Annotated in this window: 22 protein-coding genes and 1 riboswitch; of the genes, 20 read left to right on the top strand and 2 right to left on the bottom strand. The window is 47.7% G+C overall.

The window, feature by feature from the left end; translation table 11 throughout:
- The first annotated feature begins 1 nt into the window (after window position 1).
- The 11 genes from I2G42_RS09440 to I2G42_RS09390 all read left to right on the top strand — a co-directional run bounded on the left by I2G42_RS09440 (window position 2) and on the right by I2G42_RS09390 (window position 9,261).
- The gene (locus I2G42_RS09440) at window positions 2-391 is read left to right on the top strand and encodes a PrgI family protein (RefSeq protein ID WP_055228204.1); all 390 of its coding nucleotides are present in this window, start codon (window positions 2-4) and stop codon (window positions 389-391) included.
- Window positions 348-2,708, top strand: a complete 2,361-nt coding sequence (locus I2G42_RS09435) for a VirB4-like conjugal transfer ATPase, CD1110 family (protein WP_174514951.1) — start codon at window positions 348-350, stop codon at window positions 2,706-2,708. The genes I2G42_RS09440 and I2G42_RS09435 overlap by 44 nt, the downstream gene beginning before the upstream one ends.
- Window positions 2,689-4,407: a C40 family peptidase gene (locus I2G42_RS09430; protein ID WP_195530994.1), complete on the top strand. Its 1,719-nt coding sequence runs from the start codon at window positions 2,689-2,691 to the stop codon at window positions 4,405-4,407. Before I2G42_RS09435 ends, I2G42_RS09430 begins: the two co-directional genes overlap by 20 nt.
- 14 nt (window positions 4,408-4,421) lie before the next feature.
- On the top strand, window positions 4,422-4,676 hold the full coding sequence (locus tag I2G42_RS09425; protein ID WP_014080213.1) for a DUF4315 family protein: 255 nt from the start codon (window positions 4,422-4,424) through the stop codon (window positions 4,674-4,676).
- A 2-nt stretch (window positions 4,677-4,678) separates the two neighbouring features.
- Complete coding sequence (locus I2G42_RS16400; protein ID WP_055228206.1) at window positions 4,679-4,885, top strand: DUF4366 domain-containing protein; 207 nt, start codon at window positions 4,679-4,681, stop codon at window positions 4,883-4,885.
- 259 nt (window positions 4,886-5,144) lie between these two features.
- Complete coding sequence (locus I2G42_RS09415) at window positions 5,145-5,498, top strand: cysteine-rich VLP domain-containing protein (protein ID WP_055228207.1); 354 nt, start codon at window positions 5,145-5,147, stop codon at window positions 5,496-5,498.
- Window positions 5,499-5,677: 179 nt separating this feature from the next.
- A complete protein-coding gene (locus tag I2G42_RS09410) occupies window positions 5,678-6,637 on the top strand; it encodes a hypothetical protein (protein WP_055228208.1) in 960 nt (319 codons plus the stop codon).
- 13 nt (window positions 6,638-6,650) lie between these two features.
- Entirely contained in the window at window positions 6,651-7,235 is a 585-nt protein-coding gene (locus tag I2G42_RS09405; RefSeq protein WP_055228209.1) for a defense against restriction DarA-related protein, read from the top strand.
- A 12-nt stretch (window positions 7,236-7,247) separates the two neighbouring features.
- A complete protein-coding gene (locus I2G42_RS09400) occupies window positions 7,248-7,412 on the top strand; it encodes a hypothetical protein (RefSeq protein ID WP_167622862.1) in 165 nt (54 codons plus the stop codon).
- Window positions 7,409-7,756, top strand: coding sequence for a plasmid mobilization protein (locus I2G42_RS09395; RefSeq protein WP_003020363.1), 348 nt, complete (start codon window positions 7,409-7,411; stop codon window positions 7,754-7,756). Before I2G42_RS09400 ends, I2G42_RS09395 begins: the two co-directional genes overlap by 4 nt.
- A 158-nt stretch (window positions 7,757-7,914) precedes the next feature.
- Window positions 7,915-9,261, top strand: a complete 1,347-nt coding sequence (locus I2G42_RS09390) for a relaxase/mobilization nuclease domain-containing protein (protein ID WP_055228210.1) — start codon at window positions 7,915-7,917, stop codon at window positions 9,259-9,261.
- Window positions 9,262-9,462: 201 nt separating this feature from the next.
- Here the strand turns inward: I2G42_RS09390 and I2G42_RS09385 are convergent, their stop codons facing one another.
- Both I2G42_RS09385 and I2G42_RS09380 read right to left on the bottom strand, forming a co-directional pair.
- Window positions 9,463-9,822 (bottom strand): helix-turn-helix transcriptional regulator, encoded by a 360-nt coding sequence (locus I2G42_RS09385; RefSeq protein ID WP_055228211.1) that lies wholly within the window; start codon window positions 9,820-9,822, stop codon window positions 9,463-9,465.
- A 91-nt stretch (window positions 9,823-9,913) separates the two neighbouring features.
- Window positions 9,914-10,786 carry a LysR family transcriptional regulator gene (locus I2G42_RS09380; protein WP_055228212.1) on the bottom strand — a complete coding sequence of 291 codons (873 nt, stop codon included), beginning with the start codon at window positions 10,784-10,786 and terminating at the stop codon, window positions 9,914-9,916.
- Window positions 10,787-10,895: 109 nt separating this feature from the next.
- Between I2G42_RS09380 and I2G42_RS09375 the strand changes: the two genes are divergently transcribed.
- The 9 genes from I2G42_RS09375 to I2G42_RS09335 form a co-directional block, all read left to right on the top strand.
- A complete protein-coding gene (locus I2G42_RS09375; protein ID WP_055228213.1) occupies window positions 10,896-11,708 on the top strand; it encodes a PhzF family phenazine biosynthesis protein in 813 nt (270 codons plus the stop codon).
- 21 nt (window positions 11,709-11,729) lie between these two features.
- The gene (locus tag I2G42_RS09370; RefSeq protein WP_207643434.1) at window positions 11,730-13,142 is read left to right on the top strand and encodes a pyridoxal phosphate-dependent decarboxylase family protein; all 1,413 of its coding nucleotides are present in this window, start codon (window positions 11,730-11,732) and stop codon (window positions 13,140-13,142) included.
- Window positions 13,139-13,834, top strand: a complete 696-nt coding sequence (locus I2G42_RS09365) for an aspartate/glutamate racemase family protein (protein WP_055228214.1) — start codon at window positions 13,139-13,141, stop codon at window positions 13,832-13,834. The genes I2G42_RS09370 and I2G42_RS09365 overlap by 4 nt, the downstream gene beginning before the upstream one ends.
- Before the next feature lie 2 nt (window positions 13,835-13,836).
- Entirely contained in the window at window positions 13,837-14,391 is a 555-nt protein-coding gene (locus I2G42_RS09360; RefSeq protein ID WP_055228215.1) for a GNAT family acetyltransferase, read from the top strand.
- Window positions 14,392-14,864: 473 nt separating this feature from the next.
- Window positions 14,865-15,275 (top strand): sigma-70 family RNA polymerase sigma factor, encoded by a 411-nt coding sequence (locus I2G42_RS09355; RefSeq protein WP_055228216.1) that lies wholly within the window; start codon window positions 14,865-14,867, stop codon window positions 15,273-15,275.
- A 469-nt stretch (window positions 15,276-15,744) separates the two neighbouring features.
- Complete coding sequence (locus I2G42_RS09350; RefSeq protein WP_007884026.1) at window positions 15,745-16,011, top strand: DUF6870 family protein; 267 nt, start codon at window positions 15,745-15,747, stop codon at window positions 16,009-16,011.
- A gap of 118 nt (window positions 16,012-16,129) precedes the next feature.
- A complete protein-coding gene (locus I2G42_RS09345) occupies window positions 16,130-17,812 on the top strand; it encodes a recombinase family protein (protein WP_055228217.1) in 1,683 nt (560 codons plus the stop codon).
- 392 nt (window positions 17,813-18,204) lie between these two features.
- Window positions 18,205-18,280, top strand: a riboswitch (cyclic di-GMP riboswitch).
- 99 nt (window positions 18,281-18,379) lie between these two features.
- On the top strand, window positions 18,380-20,224 hold the full coding sequence (locus I2G42_RS09340) for an ABC transporter substrate-binding protein (RefSeq protein WP_195530993.1): 1,845 nt from the start codon (window positions 18,380-18,382) through the stop codon (window positions 20,222-20,224).
- Window positions 20,225-20,369: 145 nt separating this feature from the next.
- Window positions 20,370-21,515: sensor histidine kinase (locus I2G42_RS09335; protein ID WP_276511278.1), on the top strand; the 1,146-nt coding region annotated here is incomplete at its 3' end.

The raw sequence follows: 21,515 nt of genomic DNA, 5'->3' as shown, positions 1-21,515 counted from the left end.
TATGCCCTATGTAAACGTACCAAACGATTTATCCAAAATCAAAACAAAGATGGCTTTCAACCTCACCAAACGCCAGCTTGTCTGCTTCGGCAGCGCGGGCGCAGTGGAGATTCCGGCCTATCTGCTGACCCGTGGCACCCTCGGCAATACCGGGGCGATGTTTCTCATGCTGGGAATTATGCTCCCGGCGTTCCTGCTGGCGATGTATGAAAAGGACGGCTTGCCCTTTGAAAAGGTTGTGCGAAACATCATCCGGGCCAAGTTTCTAAGGCCGGGGATCAGGGCCTACCGAACCGAAAACATTTATGCGCCCTTTGCCGGGCCGGGTGCTGGAAAGGAGGATGTGATTGAAAAACACAAAGAAGAAAAACGGAGCCGCCGCCAAGGGTAAAGGCCGGGCGACCCTGTCTGCTCAGCAGACAATCCCGTATCTGTCCATGCACCCGGACGGTGTGTGCAAGCTCCCGGGCGGGCTCTATACAAAAACCGTGGAATATGAGGACATCAATTACTCCGTGGCATCCACCGAGGATCAGACTGCCATATTCAGCGGATGGAGCTCATTTCTCAACTACTTTGACAGTTCGCTGCCGTTCCAGCTTTCCTTTATCAACCGTCGTTCACATTCCCGCAGCCGCTATCAGGTCAATATCCCGAAAGCGGATGACAACTATAACAGCGTCCGGGGTGAGTTTACCGGGATGCTGAAAAATCAGATTGCCAAAAGCAATAACGGCATTGAACGCTCAAAATACATCACCTTTGGCATACCCGCCGAGGGGATTGCGGAGGCACGGCCCCGTCTGGAGCGTGTGGAGGCTGATGTCATGGGAAACTTTAAGCGGTTGGGCGTTCCCTCGGAGCCTATGGACGGGCGGGCCCGCCTTGCGCTGCTTCATAGCCAGATGCATCCGGGGAGCCGCGAGGCGTTCCGCTTTTCGTGGAAAGACATCCCGCAGACCGGGCTCGGCACAAAAGACTTTATTGCCCCGGACAGTCTCGACTTCCGCCAGTCCCGCACATTCCGTATCGGCCAGTATTGGGGCGCGGTGTCCTACTTGCAGATTATGGCATCGGAGCTTTCGGATAAGTTGCTGGCGGAAATCTTGGAGCTGGATGCGGAAATGACCGTGACCATGCACATTCAGACCGTGGATCAGCTCAAGGCAATCAAGACCATCAAGGGGAAAATCTCGGACATCGGAAAAATGAAAGTGGAGGAACAGAGAAAGGCTGTGCGCTCCGGCTATGACCCGGATATTCTTCCCCCTGACCTGATTACATTCAGCAAGGACGCAGCAGAGCTTCTGGCTGATTTGCAATCCCGCAATGAGCGAATGTTTTTGCTGACCTTTACGGTGGTAAACCTTGCTCCTAACCGCCAGCGGCTGGAAAACGATGTGTTTACCGTGGGCGGTATCGCGCAGAAATACAACTGCGCTCTGCGCCGTCTGGACTGGCAACAGGAACAGGGCTTTGTTTCCTCGTTGGCCCTTGGTTACAACGAGGTAGAAATCCAGCGCGGTATGACCACCAGCTCCACAGCCATCTTTATTCCTTTTATGACAAGGGAGCTCCGCATGGCTGGGCAGGCCCTCTACTATGGCATGAACGCACTTTCTCACAATGTCATCATGGCTGACCGCAAAAAGCTGAAATCGGCAAACGGGATGTATTTGGGCTCTACGGGCTCCGGCAAGAGCTTTGCCGCAAAGCGCGAGCTCTTGAATGTGTTTCTCACCATCCCGCAGGATCGGATCATCGTGGTTGACCCGATGGGCGAATACGCTCCGCTGGTGCGAAGGCTGGGCGGCCAGGTGATCGAGATTGCCCCGGACAGCCCGCACCACCTCAATCCGATGGATGTGGAGCTCAATATGGCTGCCGGAGAAAGCCCACTTTCCATGAAGGCGGATTTTCTTTTGTCCCTGTGCGAGCTGGTGGTCGGCGGCAAGGAAGGCTTGCAGCCCATTGAAAAGACGGTCATTGACCGCTGTGTGCGTTTGGTGTACCGGGAGCAGGCGCTTGGATTGGAAACCGCAAAAACACCGCTGTTGCAGGATTTGTATGAGGAGCTTTTACGCCAGCCGGAGCCCGAGGCCCGGCGCGTGGCAACTGCCTTAGAGCTTTATTGCACAGGCTCCCTCAATCTCTTTAACCATCCTACCAACGTCAAGACGGACAGCCGTGTGGTGTGCATCGTTCTGAAAAACATGGGCGAAAACCTTAGAAAGATTGCAATGCACATCACAAACGAGTTTGTTTCGCAGGCGGTGGATCAGAACTTCCACGAGGGCGCAGCGACTTGGTGCTATTTTGACGAGTTTCACATTCTGCTCCGCGATCCGCTGACGGCCAGCTACTTTGTGGCAGTCTGGAAGATGCTGCGTAAAAAAGGATGTGTGCCGTCTGCTTTGACGCAGAACGTCAAAGACCTTTTGGACAGCCGGGAAATCGAGAACATTCTGGACAACACGGATTTTATGATCCTGCTTTCGCAGGCGCAGAGTGACCGTACCATTCTGGCAAAACAGCTCGGCATTTCCGAGCACCAGCTTTCCTATATCACACACAGCAATTCCGGCGAGGGGCTGTTGTTCTATGGAAATGTAACCATCCCGTTTGTGGATCGGTTCCCTCGCGGAGAAATCTATGACCTGCTGACTACCCGCCCGGAGGATATGAAGAATGAAACGAAAAACGAATAAGACCAAGGAGGAGGCTTGGTCGCAGACCGCCCACGCCCCTGACGGGGAACAGCCCGGGCCGGAGGCTTCCGACACTTCGGGACAAAGTGTCCCGAAGTCCAAGTTCCGCAAAAAGAGCCAGCAGGAACAGGCTGCGGCGGCAAAGCTCCACATGGAGTCCCAAGGCGAAAAACTGGAACAGGCCCGGGAGAAGCTGGCAAAGCAAAAGCCTCCGAAAAAGCCCGGCCCGGTAAAACGCATAGGCCGTGTTGCCAGCGGTTCCGTTCACAGCTTCGTGCATGGCAAGATTTTTGAAGCGGAACAGGAAAATGTCGGCACGGAAGGCGCACACCGTTCTGAGCTTGTGGGAGAAACCGCGCTACGGCATGGCTCTCGCTTTGTGCGCCGTAAAGTCCGGGAACATCCGGCAAAAGTGGTACGCAAGGCCGAGGCCCGCTATACCAAGTACACGGCGGACTACCATTTTCACACCGCCGCACAGGAGCACCCGGAGCTGACGAAAAATGCCCTTACCCGCTACTGGAAGAAGCAACGGCTCCGCAGGCAATACCGCAAGCAGGCAAAGGAGGCTGCAAAGCAGAGCGCGGCTGCGGCTGGGAAAACTGCCACAGCCACAGAACGCCTGACTGCCCGGGCAGTGGAATTTGTCAAAAGTCATCCCGCAGGTGCTGTGATTGCGGTGCTCTGTGTGTTACTCCTGTTTGCTATGCAGTCCTGTTCCTCTACCATGCTTATGCTGGGGAACGCCGGGGCCGGTGCATTAGGAGCCAGCACCTATCCTTGCGAGGATCGTGATATGCTGGCCGCCGAAGCCGCCTATTGTGCGCTGGAAGATGATTTACAGCATTATCTGGACACCTATGAAAGCACCCATGACTATGACGAATACCACTTCGATCTGGACGAAATCGAACATGATCCCTATGTGCTTCTTTCTCTTTTGTGTGCGCTCCATGAGGGACAATGGACAATAGGCGAGGTACAGGGAACGCTGCAAATGCTCTTTGACCGCCAGTACATTTTGACCGAGGATGTGGTGGTGGAAACCCGGTATCGCACGGAAACCGACACATGGACGGACGAGGACGGCAACTCCCATACGGACACCTATCAGGTGCCTTACGATTATTACATCTGTACGGTCACGTTGGAAAACTTTGATTTGTCCCATGTACCTGTGTACGTTATGGGCGAGGATCAGCTTTCCCGATATGCCATCTATATGGCAACGCTGGGGAACCGCCCTGATCTGTTCCCGGATTCTCCCTATGTGAACAAGTATATTACCGGGAAACCCGGTGATTACGAAGTGCCCGGAGAATATCTGGACGATGAAACCTTTGCCGCGATGCTTGCCGAAGCACAGAAATATATCGGCTATCCCTATGTGTGGGGCGGCAGTTCTCCTGCCACTTCCTTTGATTGCTCGGGGTACGTTTCGTGGGTCATCAATCACTCCGGCTGGAATGTGGGCAGGCTGGGAGCCCAGGGGCTCTATAACATCTGTACGCCGACCAGTTCTCCAAAACCCGGTGATCTGGTGTTCTTCAAAGGCACCTATGACGCGCCGGGCGTGAGTCATTGCGGGATTTATGTCGGTGACGGAAAAATGCTGCATTGCGGAGATCCCATCGGCTACGCAAATTTGAATACAAGCTACTGGCAATCTCATTTTTACGCCTATGGGCGTTTACCGTGATAGGAGGTTTTGAAATGGCAACTACCAAAAGCATGAAAATTCAGGCCGAAATTGATAAGGTCAAGGCTAAAATCAGTGAACAGCAGGCCCGGCTCAAGGAGCTGGAGCAGAAAAAGCTGGAGGCAGAAAACAGCGAGATCGTGGACATTGTGCGCGGTATGAGCATCTCCCTTACGGAGCTCCCGCTGCTGTTTGAAAAGCTGAAGGACGGTGGCACTTTGGGACAAAGTGTCCCGAAGTCCGAAGAAGAAAAGAAGGAGGAAAACTGAATATGAAACACTTTCGTATGTTGGCGGCGGGGCTTTGCTCCGCCGTTCTTTTATGCGGCTTTGCGATCCCAGCCTACGCCTATTCGGACAGTGGAAATGAGGAACCGCCTGTTGTGGAAGAAACTCCGCCCTCGGAGCCAGCGCCTACCATTACCCCGGGCGAGGGCTTTTCGGAGGATGGAAACTGTACCCGAAGAGGATTACAGTGAGGAACTGGCTGATTATGACGATTCCGAGGACGATGGGCCGCCTTGGGACGAGGACGATACCGAAAGCGAGGATAATGAATGAGATTTACCAACAACCCCTATGAGGGATTTATGAAAGAAAAAAGCTACTTTAAGGGTGTGCCGCCCAGCCTGCCGCCGAAGGGCTCCCGTTGTGACGGCTGCCCTTACTGGCGCGGGATTGGCTGCGTGTTCTGCTACCGGGAGCAGCTCAAACCACCGGGCAACGGGAGGTGATGCTGTGGGCCGAGAACTGACCCGGACAGAAAAAGCGGCAATCCGCAGGCTGGTATCAAAATGGTGTGCCAACTATGACCGGGACTGCGGCTGCCTGCCGCTGGATTGCGAGTGCTATATGTTTGGAAAATGCTGGACGGGGGCTTATTGCCGCTACTTCCGCGAGGCAGTTCTGCCCCTTGATCCGGCGCTGGAGGCTGCGCTGCTGACAGAAGGGCCAAGGCCGGATTTCAAGGCTTGCCCGGTATGCGGCAGAGCCGTGGCTCCTGATGGACGGCAAACCTATTGTTCGGCGGCCTGTGCAAAGGCGGCACACCGCAGACAGCAGCGGGAATATATGCGAAAAAAACGGGGCTGATGTGTTGACAATTAGGCCAGCCTAAACCCGCTTATGACAAGGCTTTTTAAGGCCCTTTTCTGCGGGAGGCGTATGTTTCTACGTCCGGCCCTGTTTCCGTGAGATGCTGTCAACATTTTAGCTGCCGGGGCTTTGGGACAATTTGTCCCAAAGTTCCGGCTTTTGTGGAAGGAGGTACTATGCCGAAATATTATCCGATCAATGAAGAAGCCGCAAAGCGGGCAAAAGATATGAACAGCTTTTCCGACTATCAGCCGGGCTCCGCTACGGCGGGCTACCGGGCAATGGTCGATGAAGCGTATGCAGCGGCGGAACGCCAGAAAGCCCGTGTCGATCCCATGTACCATGATAAGATTGACGCGCTGGTGGATCGCTATGCCCGGAAACTTGCGGAAAATCTGAATGAACGCAATGTGATTGATGCCCGGGTGCCCTCTATTCTGATCTCCGGGGGCGGTAATTTCCCTGTGGCAAAAAAGCACAAGCAGAACGCCGCCCGGGATCGCAACTATGGAGAGTATGCGGAGATTTCAAAGCTGCTTGATAAAATCCGCTCTGTTGGTATGGGCGGGATCAGCGCAGACGATGATCTGGCCGTGGAAAAGCTGACAAAAAAGCTGGAGGGGCTGGAGTTCCAGCAGGCCACCATGAAGGCGGTCAATGCGTATTTTCGGAAACACAAAACGCTGGACGGCTGCCCGGAGCTTACGCCGGAGCAGGCAGAAAAGCTCAAAGCAGATATGACGCAGTCATGGCACTTGGATAAAAGCAAGCCGTACCCCGCCTATCTGCTTTCCAACAACAACGCCAACATCCGCCGTGTGCGCCAGCGCATTGAGGAACTGAGCAGCCGCTCCGAGTTTGCTGGCTGGACATTCCCCGGAGGCGAGGCAAAAATCAACGAGGCTGAAAACCGTTTGCAGCTTATTTTCGAGGAAAAGCCCGATGCCGATCAGCGACAGGAACTGAAAAACAACGGCTTTAAGTGGGCTCCCAGCCAAGGGGCATGGCAGCGGCAGCTCAACCAGAACGCCATCCGTGCTGCAGCTCGGATAGACTTTCTGCGGCCCGAGGACGGTACAAGCCCCTATCAGCTCCAGCCGTTTGTGAAAAGAGGAAACAAAGAAATGTCTCGATAATGGGAGGTGTACTATGGACAAAAATCAAGGCTATGCCATTTTGAAGGCGGTCATGCTGGAAAATGGACGAGGATTTGCATTGGGCGAACATCCCACCGCGCCATCCCGCTATGTCACATGGGCCTGCTATGATGACAAGGACGGCCAGCGGCAGTATGAATGGGGTCACTATGGAAATGACCGCACCGCGATGGAACAGGATTTCACAGACCGGGTGCAGGACTATCAGCGTATTTATAACGTGGGGATCAGGCAGACCGAGGCTCCCGGTCTTTACAAGTATTATTCGACCCAGCGGCCTGTGGACATCGGGACATTCCCGAAGCCGCCCTATAACAAGCCGGATGAAATTTTCAATTACGATCAGCGCGTCCCGGTGGAAAATGGCTCGTTCCTGGCTTGGGGTTATCTTACCTATACCCGCCCCCTGACAGAAAAACAGGCATCCGACTATGAGCTGCGTCCTGCGCCTGATAATCCCGACAGGCCCCGTCCGATTGTCGAGCAGATGAAAAACGCGGCAAAGTTGGCGGAGGCAGATCGCGGCTCGGAGGCTCCGGCTCCCCAGCGCAGGCAGCCTGACCGTGGCGATAGATAAGGAGGTGCGTATATGGAAAAGAAACGTGAACAGGATTTGTCTGTACTGGAGGCGCTGCGCCTGCACCGTGAATTTCATTTGCCGCGCCCCGTTCCGGCAGACGAACAGGGAAAGCCGCTGGATAAGGTAAAGGAGCCGCCCCGCGCCTGCCGCAGCCGGGAGCGTGAGGAGCGATGACAAAGAAACGCCGCCGTCCGATCCATCTTCATGTGATGGTGTCGGAGGCGGAGCAGGCCCTGATTCAAGAACGTATGGCGGAGGCTGGCATCCGTAACATGGGAGCCTATATGCGGAAAATGGCCCTGAGTGGGTATGTGCTTCATGTTGACCTTTCGCCGGTTCGCGAGCTGGTTTCGCTCCAGCGGCGATGCTCCAACAATCTGAACCAAGTGGCAATTCAGGCCAACACCTACGGCGCAATTTATCCCGAAGAACTCGCGGCCTTGCAGCGGGACTATGCCGCTTTGTGGGGGCCGCTGTCTGATCTCTTGAAACAGCTCTCCGCGCTGGTAGAGCTCTGACCCGTCCGGGGAGTGGTTGATACCGCTCCCCGGTTTTTCCTACTTCGGGACAAAGTGTCCCAAAGTAAAAATACTGTTTGCCGGAAGGAGGGATTTCTACGACGACCACCTACATCCGCCCTTATAAAACAGCGGCGGGAAAAAGTGCAATTCAAACGATGGAGGATCGTTTCACCTATGGCCTGAACCCGGAAAAGCTGGGAGCCGTATCTTCCTATCTCTGCGACCCGAGCACGGCCCCCGCCGAGTTTCTTCTGGTAAAAAGTCAATACCTTGCAGAGACAGGCCGAGCCGTATCTCGCGGGGCCCTGTTCTTTCAAATCCGGCAGGCGTTCCTGCCCGGGGAGGTTACGGCGGAAGAAGCAAACCGTATCGGTTATGAAACGGCAATGCGATGGACAAAGGGAAAGTATCAGTTCTTTGTCTGTACGCATACCGACAAGGCCCATATCCACAATCACATTTATTTCAATGCAACGGCCTTTGACCGCTCCCGGAAATTTCATAATTTCATTGGTTCGTCCTTTGCCCTGCGGCGGCTCTCTGACCGCGTGTGCATCGAACATGAATTGTCTGTTATCCAAAATCCGTGCCAGCACAGCAAGGGCCGTTTTCTTCACTATGGACAGTGGATCGGAGAAAAGCCACCCTCTGCCAAGCAGCGGGTACGGCTGGCTATTCTCGCGGCTTTGGAGAAAAAGCCCACAGACTTTGCCGACTTTCTTCGTCTCATGGAGGAGTCCGGCTTTTCGGTGAAACAAGGACGCGGCGGTGTCATCTCATTCCTTGCGCCCGGGCAGGAAAAACCGACTCGGCTCCGGGCTTCTACACTGGGAGCCGGATTTGACCCGGAGGACATCAAGGCAGTAATTGCCGGGAAACGTCCACTCCCTGAGCTGCCAGAGGAGCCCACGGTTCCGCCACGGCGAGTTAATCTCATCATCGACATTCAAGAGCGTATGGCCCAGGGCAAGGGCCCGGCCTATGAACGATGGGCCAAGGTCTACAACTTAAAGCAGATGGCGGCTGCACTCCAGTATTTGCAGGAGCATCATCTGACAGACTATGCGGCGCTGACGGCCAGCACCGAGGCTGCGGTGGATCACTTTCACAAGCTGTCTGACGAGCTCCGCACAACGGAGGAGGCTCTTTCCAAAACCTCGGAGCTGATGGCTGCCACGGTGGACTATGCCAAGACCCGCCCGGTATTCGATGGGTACAAGGCTGCGCGGTACAGCAAAAAGTATCTGGCCCAGCATGAAGCAGAGCTTGCCACTTACCGGGCGGCAAAAGATACCATGAACACCATACTGAACGGCGCAAAGCTCCCTAAGATTGAAGCACTAAAAAAATCCCGCCGTGAGCTGGCAGGACAGAAAAAAGAGCTTTATGCAGAATACCGGGAGGCCCAGCGGCAAATGCGGGAGGCCGTGGCAATAAAAGCGAACATTGATCATCTGCTCGGCATAACAGACGAGCGTGAAAATAAGGCCCAGGAACGATAGTGACGGGCCGCAGACTACGGTGCAGCGCACCGGGACTTTGGGACAATTTGTCCCGAAGTACAGCGGGTTTGGGGAGCTCCCCAACAAGCATTTTTGCGGGCCCTGCGCCCTGCAAAAATTTCGGAGTGTGGCCACACCCGAATTGCTTGCCAAAACGCGCAACCCGCAACATGGCGCAAAAAAACGGAGGTTACGCTTTTCTTACGCATCCTCCGTTTCCTTGGCGGCTCTCATCGCTTGGATGGTGGCCTCCACAATTTTTAATTCCTTTTCGTCCAACGAGTTCAGCATCGCATCAATCCGCTTTCTGCACTCACTCCCCCTGTTTTTGGACGGATAAAAGTATTGATCTACCGATATATCAAACATTGTGACCATCTGGTAAAAAGTATTGAGGCTGGGGTGCTGGCCGTCATTCTCATTATACATGATGGTACGGGGAGCCCGATCAACAATAAAGGCCAGTTGTTCCTGCGTCATCCCGCTGGCTTTCCTCGTATCCTTAATCGCTTTTCCTATATCGTGAAAATCAAACCGCCGTTCATCTCGTTCTATCTTCATAACATCACCCAATGTAATTTTACATTTCAGGTATTAGTATTTGAACGACTTTAATTTTCATACTACTGACTATTTAATTTCATATTTTAAGCTATGGTAATTCATCTATATGCGCAAACAAAAAATCTATAAAATATTTGCTTGCAATCGGCAACTCATTATTCCCCTTTGCAACTAATCCTATTTTTCGTGTAACAACCGGATGGAGAGGACGAATTGCAACCTTGTAATTTGTTTTTCTCAGTACCAATTCCGGCAAAATACTAACTCCTATACCCGTTTCGACCATAGAAAGAATTGAGTAATCATCATGAACGCGCAAACGCACGCTTGGTTCTAATCCTGCCTGTCGAAACGCTTCTAAAGGTTTGCTAAGACTGCCCTCCTCAATTACTAAAAAAGGGTCTTTGGCAAGATCCTCTAATGTAACATACGGTGCATTTGCCAGCGGATGGCATAGTGGGAGAACCGCACGATATTCCCCCTCTTTGATAAACCTTGTTTCACTGGCGCTTAACAGCACATCAAGATTGACAAATCCGAAGTCTATTTCGCTTGTTCGTATCCATTCAGGAATACTGTTATTGTCTCCTTGATGTAGGATAAATTCTACATTTGGATATTTCTCCTGAAATGCTTGAATAAGCTGCGGGAGCCAGTGGCAGGAAATGCTGGACAGCGTTCCAATCCGAATCGTACCGGAATCTAACCCACGGATTTCTTTTGCGATTTCCTGCATGGATTGATATTGTGAAATTGTATTTTGAATAGCGGGAAATAGTCGTTCACCCTCAATAGTCAAACGAATACCATATCTGGAACGATACAAAAGCTTGATAGAAAGTTCCTTTTCGAGAGATGTAATCATTTGGCTCATAGCTGGCTGTGTATATCCCAAAACATCAGCAGCTTTTGTAAAGCTTCCGAGTTCAACAATTTTTTTTAAAGCAATATATCTGTGCATTATTCAAATAACCTTTCTGCATGTTTTGTTTATAATTATTTATTTTACTTATTCTTGTGCGTAGTATATACTAAAACTGTCAAAAACACAAGCAGGAGGTTAAGTAAATATGAGTGGTACAGTATTGAAACAATATATCGTGGACGCTTTTACAGATACCGTGTTCAAGGGCAATCCAGCAGCCATCTGTGTTCTCGATCAATGGCTCCCTGATAATTTAATGCAGAGCATTACGAAAGAAAACAATCTTTCTGAAACGGCGTTTACTGTTAAAAACGGAGAAAACTATGACTTGCGCTGGTTTACTCCTGGCGGAGAGATAGACTTATGCGGTCATGCAACGTTAGCTTGTGCTTATGTGCTTATGAATTATTACGAGCAAGGAAAAGAAAGCGTTGCTTTTTCTACTATGAGCGGCAAATTGACGGTTGTCCGGCGCGGCAATCTATATGAAATGGATTTTCCTGCTTACGATTTGAAACAAATTCCTGTAACGAAAGAAATGACAGATGCTATTGGTATAGCCCCTAAAGAGGCCTATATAGGACGTGATTTACTTTGCGTATTTGAGAACACGTCTATAATAAAAAGTCTTGCACCTGATTTGGAAAAAGTAAAAGGGTTAGAAGGACTGCTTCTTCAGGTAACTGCAAGGACAGATGGGGAAGCGTATGATTGCATTTCCCGTTCTTTTGCTCCTAAACTGAATGTTGCCGAGGATCCGGTTTGCGGCTCTGGACATTGTCATATTATTCCGTACTGGGCAAAGAAGCTATTGAAGAATAATCTGGTTGCTTATCAGGCATCCCCACGCGGCGGCGTTCTCTATTGCCGTTTGGAAAAAGAACGGGTCATACTGGCTGGAAAAGCTGCTCTCTACTCGCAGGCGGACATCTATTTACCAGAAGAGGCTTCCAATTAACAGCAGGAGGCGTAATTAGGTATGATGAGAAAAGAAACTATAAAAGGGCATACGCTGCCTGTATTGCAATGTGATAAACAGTATGGCGGTCTGTTAGAGCAAGTGTCTCAATATGCTTTTGATTATATCAATACAATTTATCAAAAGCCCCCGTTTCCAGATGAAAAGGCAATACAAGAATTAAATGTATTCGACGAGGAGCTTCCTTTTGATGGAGTAGATGCCTTTGCTGTTATAAAACAATTACATGAAATAGGTTCTCCAGCTACAACTGCCGAGATCGGAGGGAGATTTTTCGGATTTGTAAACGGCGGCCTGTTTCCGGTAGCTCATGCGGCTGAATGGCTTGCGGATACGTGGAATCAAAACAGCGCTTTGTATGTAATGTCACCTGTGACATCCAAGCTGGAAATGATATGCGAGCTTTGGATTGTACAGCTTCTGAGGCTGGAACCACAAACTGCCATGGGATTAGTAACTGGATCATCCAATGCGATTATCTGTGCATTAGCCGCCGCACGAAATGAATTATTAAACAGGCAAGGTTACAGTATTTCAGAAAAGGGATTCCGAAATGCTCCACCGCTTCATGTTTTAATCAGTGAAGAGGCTCATTCCTCCGTAAAAGCGGCTCTTTCTGTTTTGGGATTTGGTACAGACGAAATTGAAATGCTTGCGACAGATGAATTAGGGCGAATTAAAATTGAAACTGTTCCCAAACTTGATAAGAATACACTACTCATTTTGCAAGCCGGGAATGTGAATGGCGGAAGTTTTGACCCGATTGATAAATTATGCGATATGGCAAGAGCGGCTGGCGCGTGGGTACATATTGATGGTGCTTTTGGCCTTTGGGCCGCAGCTTCTAAAAAATATCGTGTCCTTACAAAAGGAATCGAAAAAGCCGATTCATGGTCTGTGGACGCACACAAAACCTTAAATGCCGGATATGATTGTGGAATTGTGCTATGCCGTCACAGAAATGCTCTTGTATCTGCATTGCAGGCAAATGGCTCATATATTGCGTATGGAACACAGCGGGACGGTATGCTTTATACAACAGAAATGTCCCGCAGGGCAAGGGCAATTCCTCTATGGGCTGTATTGAAAACCTTGGGTTCAAGCGGAGTGGAAAACCTTGTTGACACTCTTTGCGGCCATACAGAGTATTTTGCAGAACAGCTTAAAAAAGTGGGCTATACGTTGGTAAATCCCCCTGTTTTTAATCAATTTATGATTGCCTGTGAGACAGAGGAACAGACAGCTCAAATTTTACGCATTGTTCAAAACAGCGGTATTTGCTGGTGTAGCGGAAGTCAGTGGAAAGGAAAAAATATAATCCGAATAAGCGTTTGTTCGCATATGACAACAAAGAATGATATTGATATAAGCGTAGCGGTGTTTAAAGCTGCTTATGAGGAGGTGTTTTCATGAAAAAATTAGGATTGATCGGCGGCGTTGGCCCGGAATCTACGATTCCTTATTATCGTGGAATTATCTATGGTGTTCAGAAAAAACTGAACAAACCTTTTTTCCCGCCATTAGTAATTGAAAGTCTTAGCTCTTTTGAAGTAATCCGTATGAGTTCTCAAAAGGACCGGGAAGGACTGACAAAATATTTACTGAAAGGCATCCAAAATCTTGCGGCGGCAGGAGCGGAGGTTGGAGCGTTAGCTTGCAATACTGGACACATAGTTTTCAACGAATTGCAAAAACAATCGCCTATTCCGCTTGTAAGCATTGTTGAAACGGCCTGTGCTGAAGCAAAACGGCAAGGACTGAAAAAGATAGGATTGCTTGGAACAGCCGCAACTATGGAAGGTAACTATTTTAAAATACCTTTTGAGGAGGCGGGAATTGAAATAAAAATACCTGAACAGGCAGAGCGGGACTATATTGCTGACCATATTTTAAATGAATTAGAATTAGGTATCGTCAAAGAAGAAACTGCCAGCCATTTTGTAGAAATTGTAGAGGAAATGTCAAAGATACAAAATATTGATGCTGTTATTTTAGGTTGTACAGAATTACCGCTTATTTTTGAGGGAAGAAATTTATCCATACCGAGTCTGGATACCATGCAACTTCATATACAAGCACTTATAAAAACAATTTTGGAGGAATGAATATGTTGATTCAACAGGCAACTTTAGAGGATGTTCAGGGGGTTCTTGATTTACTGAAAGCAAATCATGTCAGTCATGTTTCGGATAAAACAGATGGCTTTGTTACCACCAACATGACGGAAAAACAGCTTGTGACACTTATTACAAAAGAGAATGGCGTTACGATTGCCAAGGAAAATGAGAAAATTCTTGCTTTTGCTATGGCCGCATCATGGGAGTTTTGGGCGGAATGGCCGTTCTTTGTCTATATGATAGAACAACTACCAAATTTTTCTTTTAACGGAAAAACGCTTACTGCAAAAAATTCTTATCAGTATGGGCCGGTTTGTCTTGATAAATCCGTTCGCGGGTCTGGATTATTTGAGCGAGTATTTTATGCGTCTTTATCCAGCATGAAAGAGCGTTATCCTATAATGGCTACTTTTATTAACCAGATCAATCCCCGCTCTTATGCCGCACATACAAGGAAGGTTTCTATGACACAAGTCGGAAAATTTCAATTTAACCAAAATAACTATTTTTTAATGGCCTGTTCCACGGAATTAGGTAATAAATGATCGCAGAACTTTGATATAAAGTGATTTTACTGCCCAGCGGCAGGAAAGAAAAAAACCGCTGCTGGGCAGAAAATTTTCACGTTCAATTTAGTTTTCTTGGTGGCGGTTCAATAGAGCCGCTGTTTTCTTTTTCAAAATAAAAAATGGAGGGTGTGTTAAAGTCCCTCTTTATGAGGACATGGCGGTTCCCAGGAGGTATCACCATGTCCATTTTCATATTCCATAATTCCCACGAGCTCCACCAGTTAAAAAAAGCGTAGCCCCTCCATCGGAGCAGTCCGGCTTTGAATGTGAAATTAAACAGTACATAACCGATAATATATTTTCGTGCGCTTGTGCGGCCTTGTGTCGCGCAGGCGCATTTTGCTTTCCAGACTTCGAGACAAAGTGTCCCGAGGTGCGGTGCCGTTCTCCGCCGTTACTCCATTTCGTTTCCGACCAACCCCGAACAAACTGAAATGGAGGATTTTACGATGACTACTATCAATTTGAAAGATTTTTATTATTGGTACACGCAGGATCAGCTTATCGAAGTTTCTGACGAGGTGGCCGAGGTATTCAAGGCCGATGCCCGTTATGAAATGGCCTACCAGCGGCGGCTCTCCCGGCACAAGGCGCAGTATTCTCTGGACTGCGATGACGGGATTGAGTATTCCGCTTGCCTGCATGAGCCGACCCCGCAGGAGCTCCTTGAACGGATGGAAACCTTTCTTCGTCTGTGGAACGCTCTCAATTCTCTGCCGGAGATCCAGGGCCGCAGAATTGACGCACATATCATTCTTGGCAAGTCGATTAAGGAAATTGCCGAGGCCGAGGGCGTACATGAGGAGTCTATTCGCCAGTCGGTCAAGCGTGGCCTTGAACGCATGAAAAAAACTTTTTGATTTTTTCATCTTAACCCACTTGGAATTGATGAAAAAATGTCTCGGTTTATGAGAGGAGGTTTTCTTCCTAACGCAAGGGAATAACGGCAACCCTGAGTAAGTTCGGGGAGCCAGACGGTGGGTGCGCGGTGACATTTCCAAAAAGAGATTGAGCGAACAACACCAACATCGTAAATGGGCTCGGCCATCCCAAGGCCACGATCCGGCAATGAACAGACTGGCTGCCTGTTCCTCCGGGCTTGTCACTTCACTTGCTTGGAGAGCGCCGCACAGAAAATAACGATTGTCTTTGGACAGGCCAAGTAAATATGTGCGGCGCTCTCTAATATTCAAAAGCTATAATAAGCCTCGAGACAAAGTGTCCCAAGGTGGAGTAAGGCAACAGGCCAGCATCCCGGTGGTGCTGGCCTGTTGCGTTTCCCCACCAAACAGCGGGAGACGTTCTATCAATCTGCGAAGGAGGTTTACCGTGAAATTAACTACACAGGAACTTGAACAAATGAGAAGCGTTGACATTGGCGCGGTGGCTGCCGAGTCCCTGCCTGATGTGAGCGGTATGACCTTTGACAATGCGCTTTCCAGAAAGGAGCGCATCTCTCGATTTTTGCAGACTGTCAAAAATCCATACTGCTTTTGCATCGGTGGTGTTGGCGTGAAAATTGAATTTGCTGAAAGCGGGCCATCTCTCCAAGATAAGCTGACGGATTTCCTGCTGCGGCAAAGAAGCGGGCTGTAACTTCGGTTACAGCTCGCTTTGCTTCTTCGAGACAAAGTGTCCCGAAGCGGAGGCATCCTTGTTGTCCTCCCCGGACAGAGTTATAATATAAGTGTAATGTGATAGGGAAGGAGGAACAATGGCACGAGCAAAAAACAGAGGGTATCAGCAGAGTTTCTCTCCCTCTTACACAATTCGCCGCTGGCGGCTGGGCATCTATATCCGGCTTTCAAAGGAAGATTTGAAAAAAGGAAAAGACGATAGCAACAGCGTAAAAAACCAGCGTGACCTACTGAACGATTTTTACCGACGCAACATTGACGAGTTTGAAAGTGTCACGGAATATGTAGATGACGGACATACTGGAACGGACGCTAACCGTGAAGATTTTCAACGGCTCTTGGCGGATGTCATGAGTGGTAAAATCAACTGCGTTATAGTAAAAGACCTGTCCCGCTTCGCACGAAATTATAGCGATGCCGGAAGTTTGATCGACAACCTGTTTGTTCAAATGGGTGTTCGCTTTATCAGCCTTGCTGAGAATGTGGACAGCTACAAGAACCCCGACAGCGTTTCAAATATCATCGTTCCCATTACAAACGTGATGAACGATAATTACTGCTATCAGACTTCCAAAAAGATCCGGCAGGTATTTGATTACAAACGGCGCAACGGCCAGTATATCGGAGCATTTGCTCCTTACGGCTATGTAAAGCACCCAAAGGACAAGCACAGGCTGATTGTTGATCCCGATGCTGCTGAAAATGTCAAACTCATTTTCACAATGCTTATTCAAGGGTCATCAAAACGTGCTATCGCGTTGTACCTGAACGAGCACGGCGTACCTAGCCCCTCGGCTTACAAGGTACAAAAGGGCTTGCCTGTTTCGACAAGAGGGTATGACGATCCTATGTGGGGAGCCCGCATGATCCACTCCATTCTTACCAATCCGACCTACACCGGGGACTTAGCCCAAGGCCGGAGCCGGGTGAAAAGCTACAAGGTACACCAGATTGAAGCTGTTCCCCGCGAGGAATGGGTGGAAGTGGCTGGAACACATGAGGCCATTATCGACTATGAAACTTTCGATAAGGTACAGGCTCTCTTACAGCGTGATACCCGTACTTCCCCGAAAGGCCGTGAGGTACATTTATTCAGCGGCTTTCTGAAATGTGCCGATTGCGGGCGGGCCATTACCCGATGCGTTAGCAAGAACAACAATGTATATTATTCTTGCTCAACCTACAAGAACCGTTCCCGGACAGCCTGCACCATGCACTCAATCAAGCATGAACGGCTGGAGGCTGCTGTTCTGTTCGCCGTACAGCATCAGGTACATTTGGCTGTTTCCTACTCGGAAATCGTCACGCAGATCAATTCCGCTCCAATCAAAAAAAGCCAGTCTTACCGACTGGACGATCTGATAGCTGCAAAAGAGCGGGAACTGACAAAGATAACACGCTACAAGCAATCTCTTTATCAGGACTGGAAAGACGGTGAAATCACCCAGCAGGAATACCGGGATATGAAGGCTGACTATGAACGGCAGACTTCTGATATTTCCGCGGTGCTTACCCGGCTGAACGCTAAACGCGCAGAACTGGCAAACGGTGTGGACAACGAGCATCCTGCACTGGTAGCCTTTATGAAGTATCAAAACATTGAAGCCCTCAATCGGGAAATCTTGGTTGAGCTTGTGGACTATATCAAGGTCTATGAAAACGGCAATATCAGCGTGAAATTCAAATTTGCTGACGAGCTCCGCAAGATTGCAGAGTACATTGAAATTAACACTACGGAAGATACCGCAGTAGCGGGCTAACCCCCGCTACAAACCCCTTTGACAGTGTGTTTTCCTAATAGGCGCTAATCATATGAACCAGAGCAGGAAAACCTGCCGTCACTGATCACACTTGAAAAAATATGTGCAGCTTTGGGCGTGACATTAGCGCAGTTTTTTCAGGAAGATAATTCAGAGAATCTGACAGAAAAACAGAAAGAAGTTCTAGGGATATGGAACGATCTGAGTACAAATGAGCAGGAAACAGTAATGTCAATGCTGCGTGGACTTCGGAAGTAGGAGAACAGTTCGGGTATATGTATCGGCTGTTCTTTTTTTTGCTTTTGAACGTTAAAATGTTAATCTTTTTCTTGCGTATAGTAGAACACTAAAGTATAATAAAATCAGTTTTTTGCATAAGATTAAAGCTATAATAAGGAAATTGGCAAACCAGATGAAAGTCTGGGACGCAAAGCTACAGGGCCTTTAAAATGGCAGCCAGTTGCATAAAATGAGGTGCACTGTCTGTCTGACGGTGCTTTTTTACGGTGTTATTTCACAGACGTAACAATAATGATTTTATCAGGAAAGAATGAGGAAAGTGAGAGTATGAATAAGGCAAAACGTTGTCTGATAGCAGTGGTGTCAGGTGTACTTGTAGCAACTGCTGTCTTGTCTGGATGTGGACAGTCAAAGAAAGAAGTATCTAAAAACGATGATCATCTTACCGTTTATCTGTGGGAAAATCGTTTGATGAAAAATATTGCGCCCTATATCCATGAACAGTTTCCAGATCAGGATATTGAATTTATTATAGGTAACAATGATACTGATTTATACAGTTATTTTAAAGAACATGATGAATTACCGGATATTATAACAGTACGTCGATTTTCTGGAACAGATGCACAGGACTTACAGCCTTATCTTATGGATTTTGCTTCTTATGATGTTGTTTCCAAGTATTATTCTTATGCGGTGCAATATTATAAGAATGAGGAGGATGAAATCCAGTGGCTGCCAATCTGTGGTATTCCGCAGACGATCATTGCCAACAAAACACTGTTTGATCAGTATGGCGTAAAGATTCCAGAAAATTATGAGGAATATGTACAGGCCTGTCAGCAGTTTTATGATAATGGCATAAAACCGTATTCCATGGATCTTGGGGAAGACTGGTCTAATAATGAAATCATCCAGGCGGCGGCAATCGGTGAGTTTACAAGCCTGGATGGTATTGAATGGCGAAACGGTGCAGAGACTGCAGCGGATGAAGTGAAGTTTGATGATACATTATGGAAACGTATTTTTTCAGAAACCAGTCAGTTTCTTAAGGACTCGCACTTTGGTAAAGAAGATATCAATATTGACGTCGATACAGGAATCCAGATGTTTGTCGAGGGAAAATCAGCAATGTTTCATGGACATCCGACGGTTATGCAGCAGCTGCAGAAACAGATGGATGCGGAGCTGACCCGTATTCCTTACTTTTCACAGACATCGGATGAATCCTATGTGTACATGACTCCGTCCTTAAACATTGCATTTAACAAAAACCTGGAAAAAGACCGGGAGAAACTGGATACTGCGCTGGATGTGCTGGATTGTATGATTTCAGAAGAGGGGCAAAAGCTGATTGCGGATGGAAGCGGTGTTATTTCATTGAATACAGATGTTCCAACCATGATGCAGGATGTGCCTGGACTGGAAGAGGAAATTAATCATAATGCTGTTTATATCCGATATTCCGCCCAAAAATCATTTGATGCAAGTCTTGAGGCTGTTCACGGATTACTGTCAGGGGAAATGGATGAAACACAGGCTTATGATACTTTTCGCAGTGTAATGAATCGTAAAGATCCAGAAGAAAAAGCAATGATGAATTTTGAAAATGAATATTCCATTTCACTGAACGATAGAAATGGCCGTGATGCAGCATCTTCCATTTTAACTACGATCAGAGAAGAAAATGATGCACAGCTGGCTCTGGCACCATATTATTATTTTACTTCTTCTATGTACAAAGGAGAATGCACCAATAGCCGGGTTGGCATGATGACAGCGAAGAGTTCAGATACAACATTATATTTTGCAAAAATAAATGGTAAACAGGTTTGTGAACTCGTGGAAAATTATCTCGCCGAAGCTGATGAGAATTTTTATGTAACCAATGAATACGAATTACCAATTGCATCTGGTATGAAAATGATCGTCAGTCAAGAGAAAAGTGGATTTTCGTTAAAGGACTTAACAGTTAATGATAAGAAAATAGACAAAGAAAAGGAATACTCGATTCTTCTTACAGACACCACAATGTCCGTTTTGAAAAAAATAAATCCGAAATGTGAGATTGAGCAGCTTAAAGATACAACATTATCAAGTGCATGGACCGAAGCAATGTCAAAAGGACAGCAGCCGTCAGCACCGGAAGACTATATAGAGGTTGAACAGTAAAAGTGGAGATAGAACAAGCGGTAAATAAAAGAAAAAAATAACAAGGCTGTTGCTTATACTACTTATGATTCTTTTAAGCTTAGTTTGTATCAAGTATCTTATAAGTAAGTCTAATAAGTATATCAGCGAAAATGGAAAAAGCAGTATGGGAGCTGTTGTTGAACAGATACAGCAGACCTATGATCTTCAGGTGAGTGGATACTACAGCCAGCTGCAGTTGGTTGAGGAATTCTTACTTCATGAGAGGGAACTGTCTCTTGAAACGGATACGAACAAAAATTTCTTTGAAGCATGGGAAAAAGAATCGGAAAGTACTCTTATATTCCTTCAGGAAAATGGTCAGGCAATATCAGCAGGTGGAACAAAAATGCGGATTGATATGCCAAGTAAACTTCTGCTGGACTTAAAGAACGGATACAATATTGGAAAACTGGTGCGTCTTGATTATGATCAGAAGAAAAAAGACGGTTATCTGGTTGCGATTCCATGTCAGGAATACACGATCAATGGAGAAACTTATACGGCAATTGGAACTGTGTATGATCATTCGAAACTGGATTCCATGTTAAAATTGAAAGGTTATCATGGAAAAGCATATTTGTTCATGCTGGATCATGACGGAAATATTACGTATACGAACCAGAGTGGAGATAAATACCTGCGTAATTATTCTTTGTTAAAACATTTAAAAGGGGAACAGGCTATTACAGAAGAAGAGGCTGATTTGTTCAAAAAGAAGTTTGATAACAGGGAATCCGGAGTTGCACTTTTGAGAAAACAGAACCCCTATTATCTGGGGTATTGCCCGATAGAAAGCAACAACACCATTTTGGTGTGCATTGTGGCCAAGGGAGTTGTGGACAATGTGCTGATGGATTACCAGAAAACGGTGTTGTTTACAACAATACTCATGGCAGGTTTTATACTTTTACTTTTTGCCGGATTATTCTACAGTATTTCCAGACTTAGTCTTGCAGATCAAAGAGCAGAATATGAAAAAAGAAATAATGAACTTCATTTGCAAACAATGAAGGAAATGGAAGTAGTCAATCAAAAACTGAAAAAGGCAAAGAACGTTGCAACAGAGGCTTTACAGACAGCTGAAAATGCAAATAAGGCGAAAACGGATTTCCTGTCTAATATGTCACATGATATTCGTACTCCTATGAATGCAATCATTGGTATCACATCTTTGATCAGACATGATGCAGGTAATAAAGCAAAAGTTATAGAGTATGCAGATAAAATAGATATTTCATCACAGCATCTGTTGGGAATTATCAATGACGTT

This window comes from Fusicatenibacter saccharivorans (genome assembly GCF_015557635.1).
Classification (GTDB): Bacteria; Bacillota; Clostridia; order Lachnospirales; family Lachnospiraceae; genus Fusicatenibacter; species Fusicatenibacter saccharivorans.
This window is presented reverse-complemented; position numbering and strand designations above follow the sequence as displayed.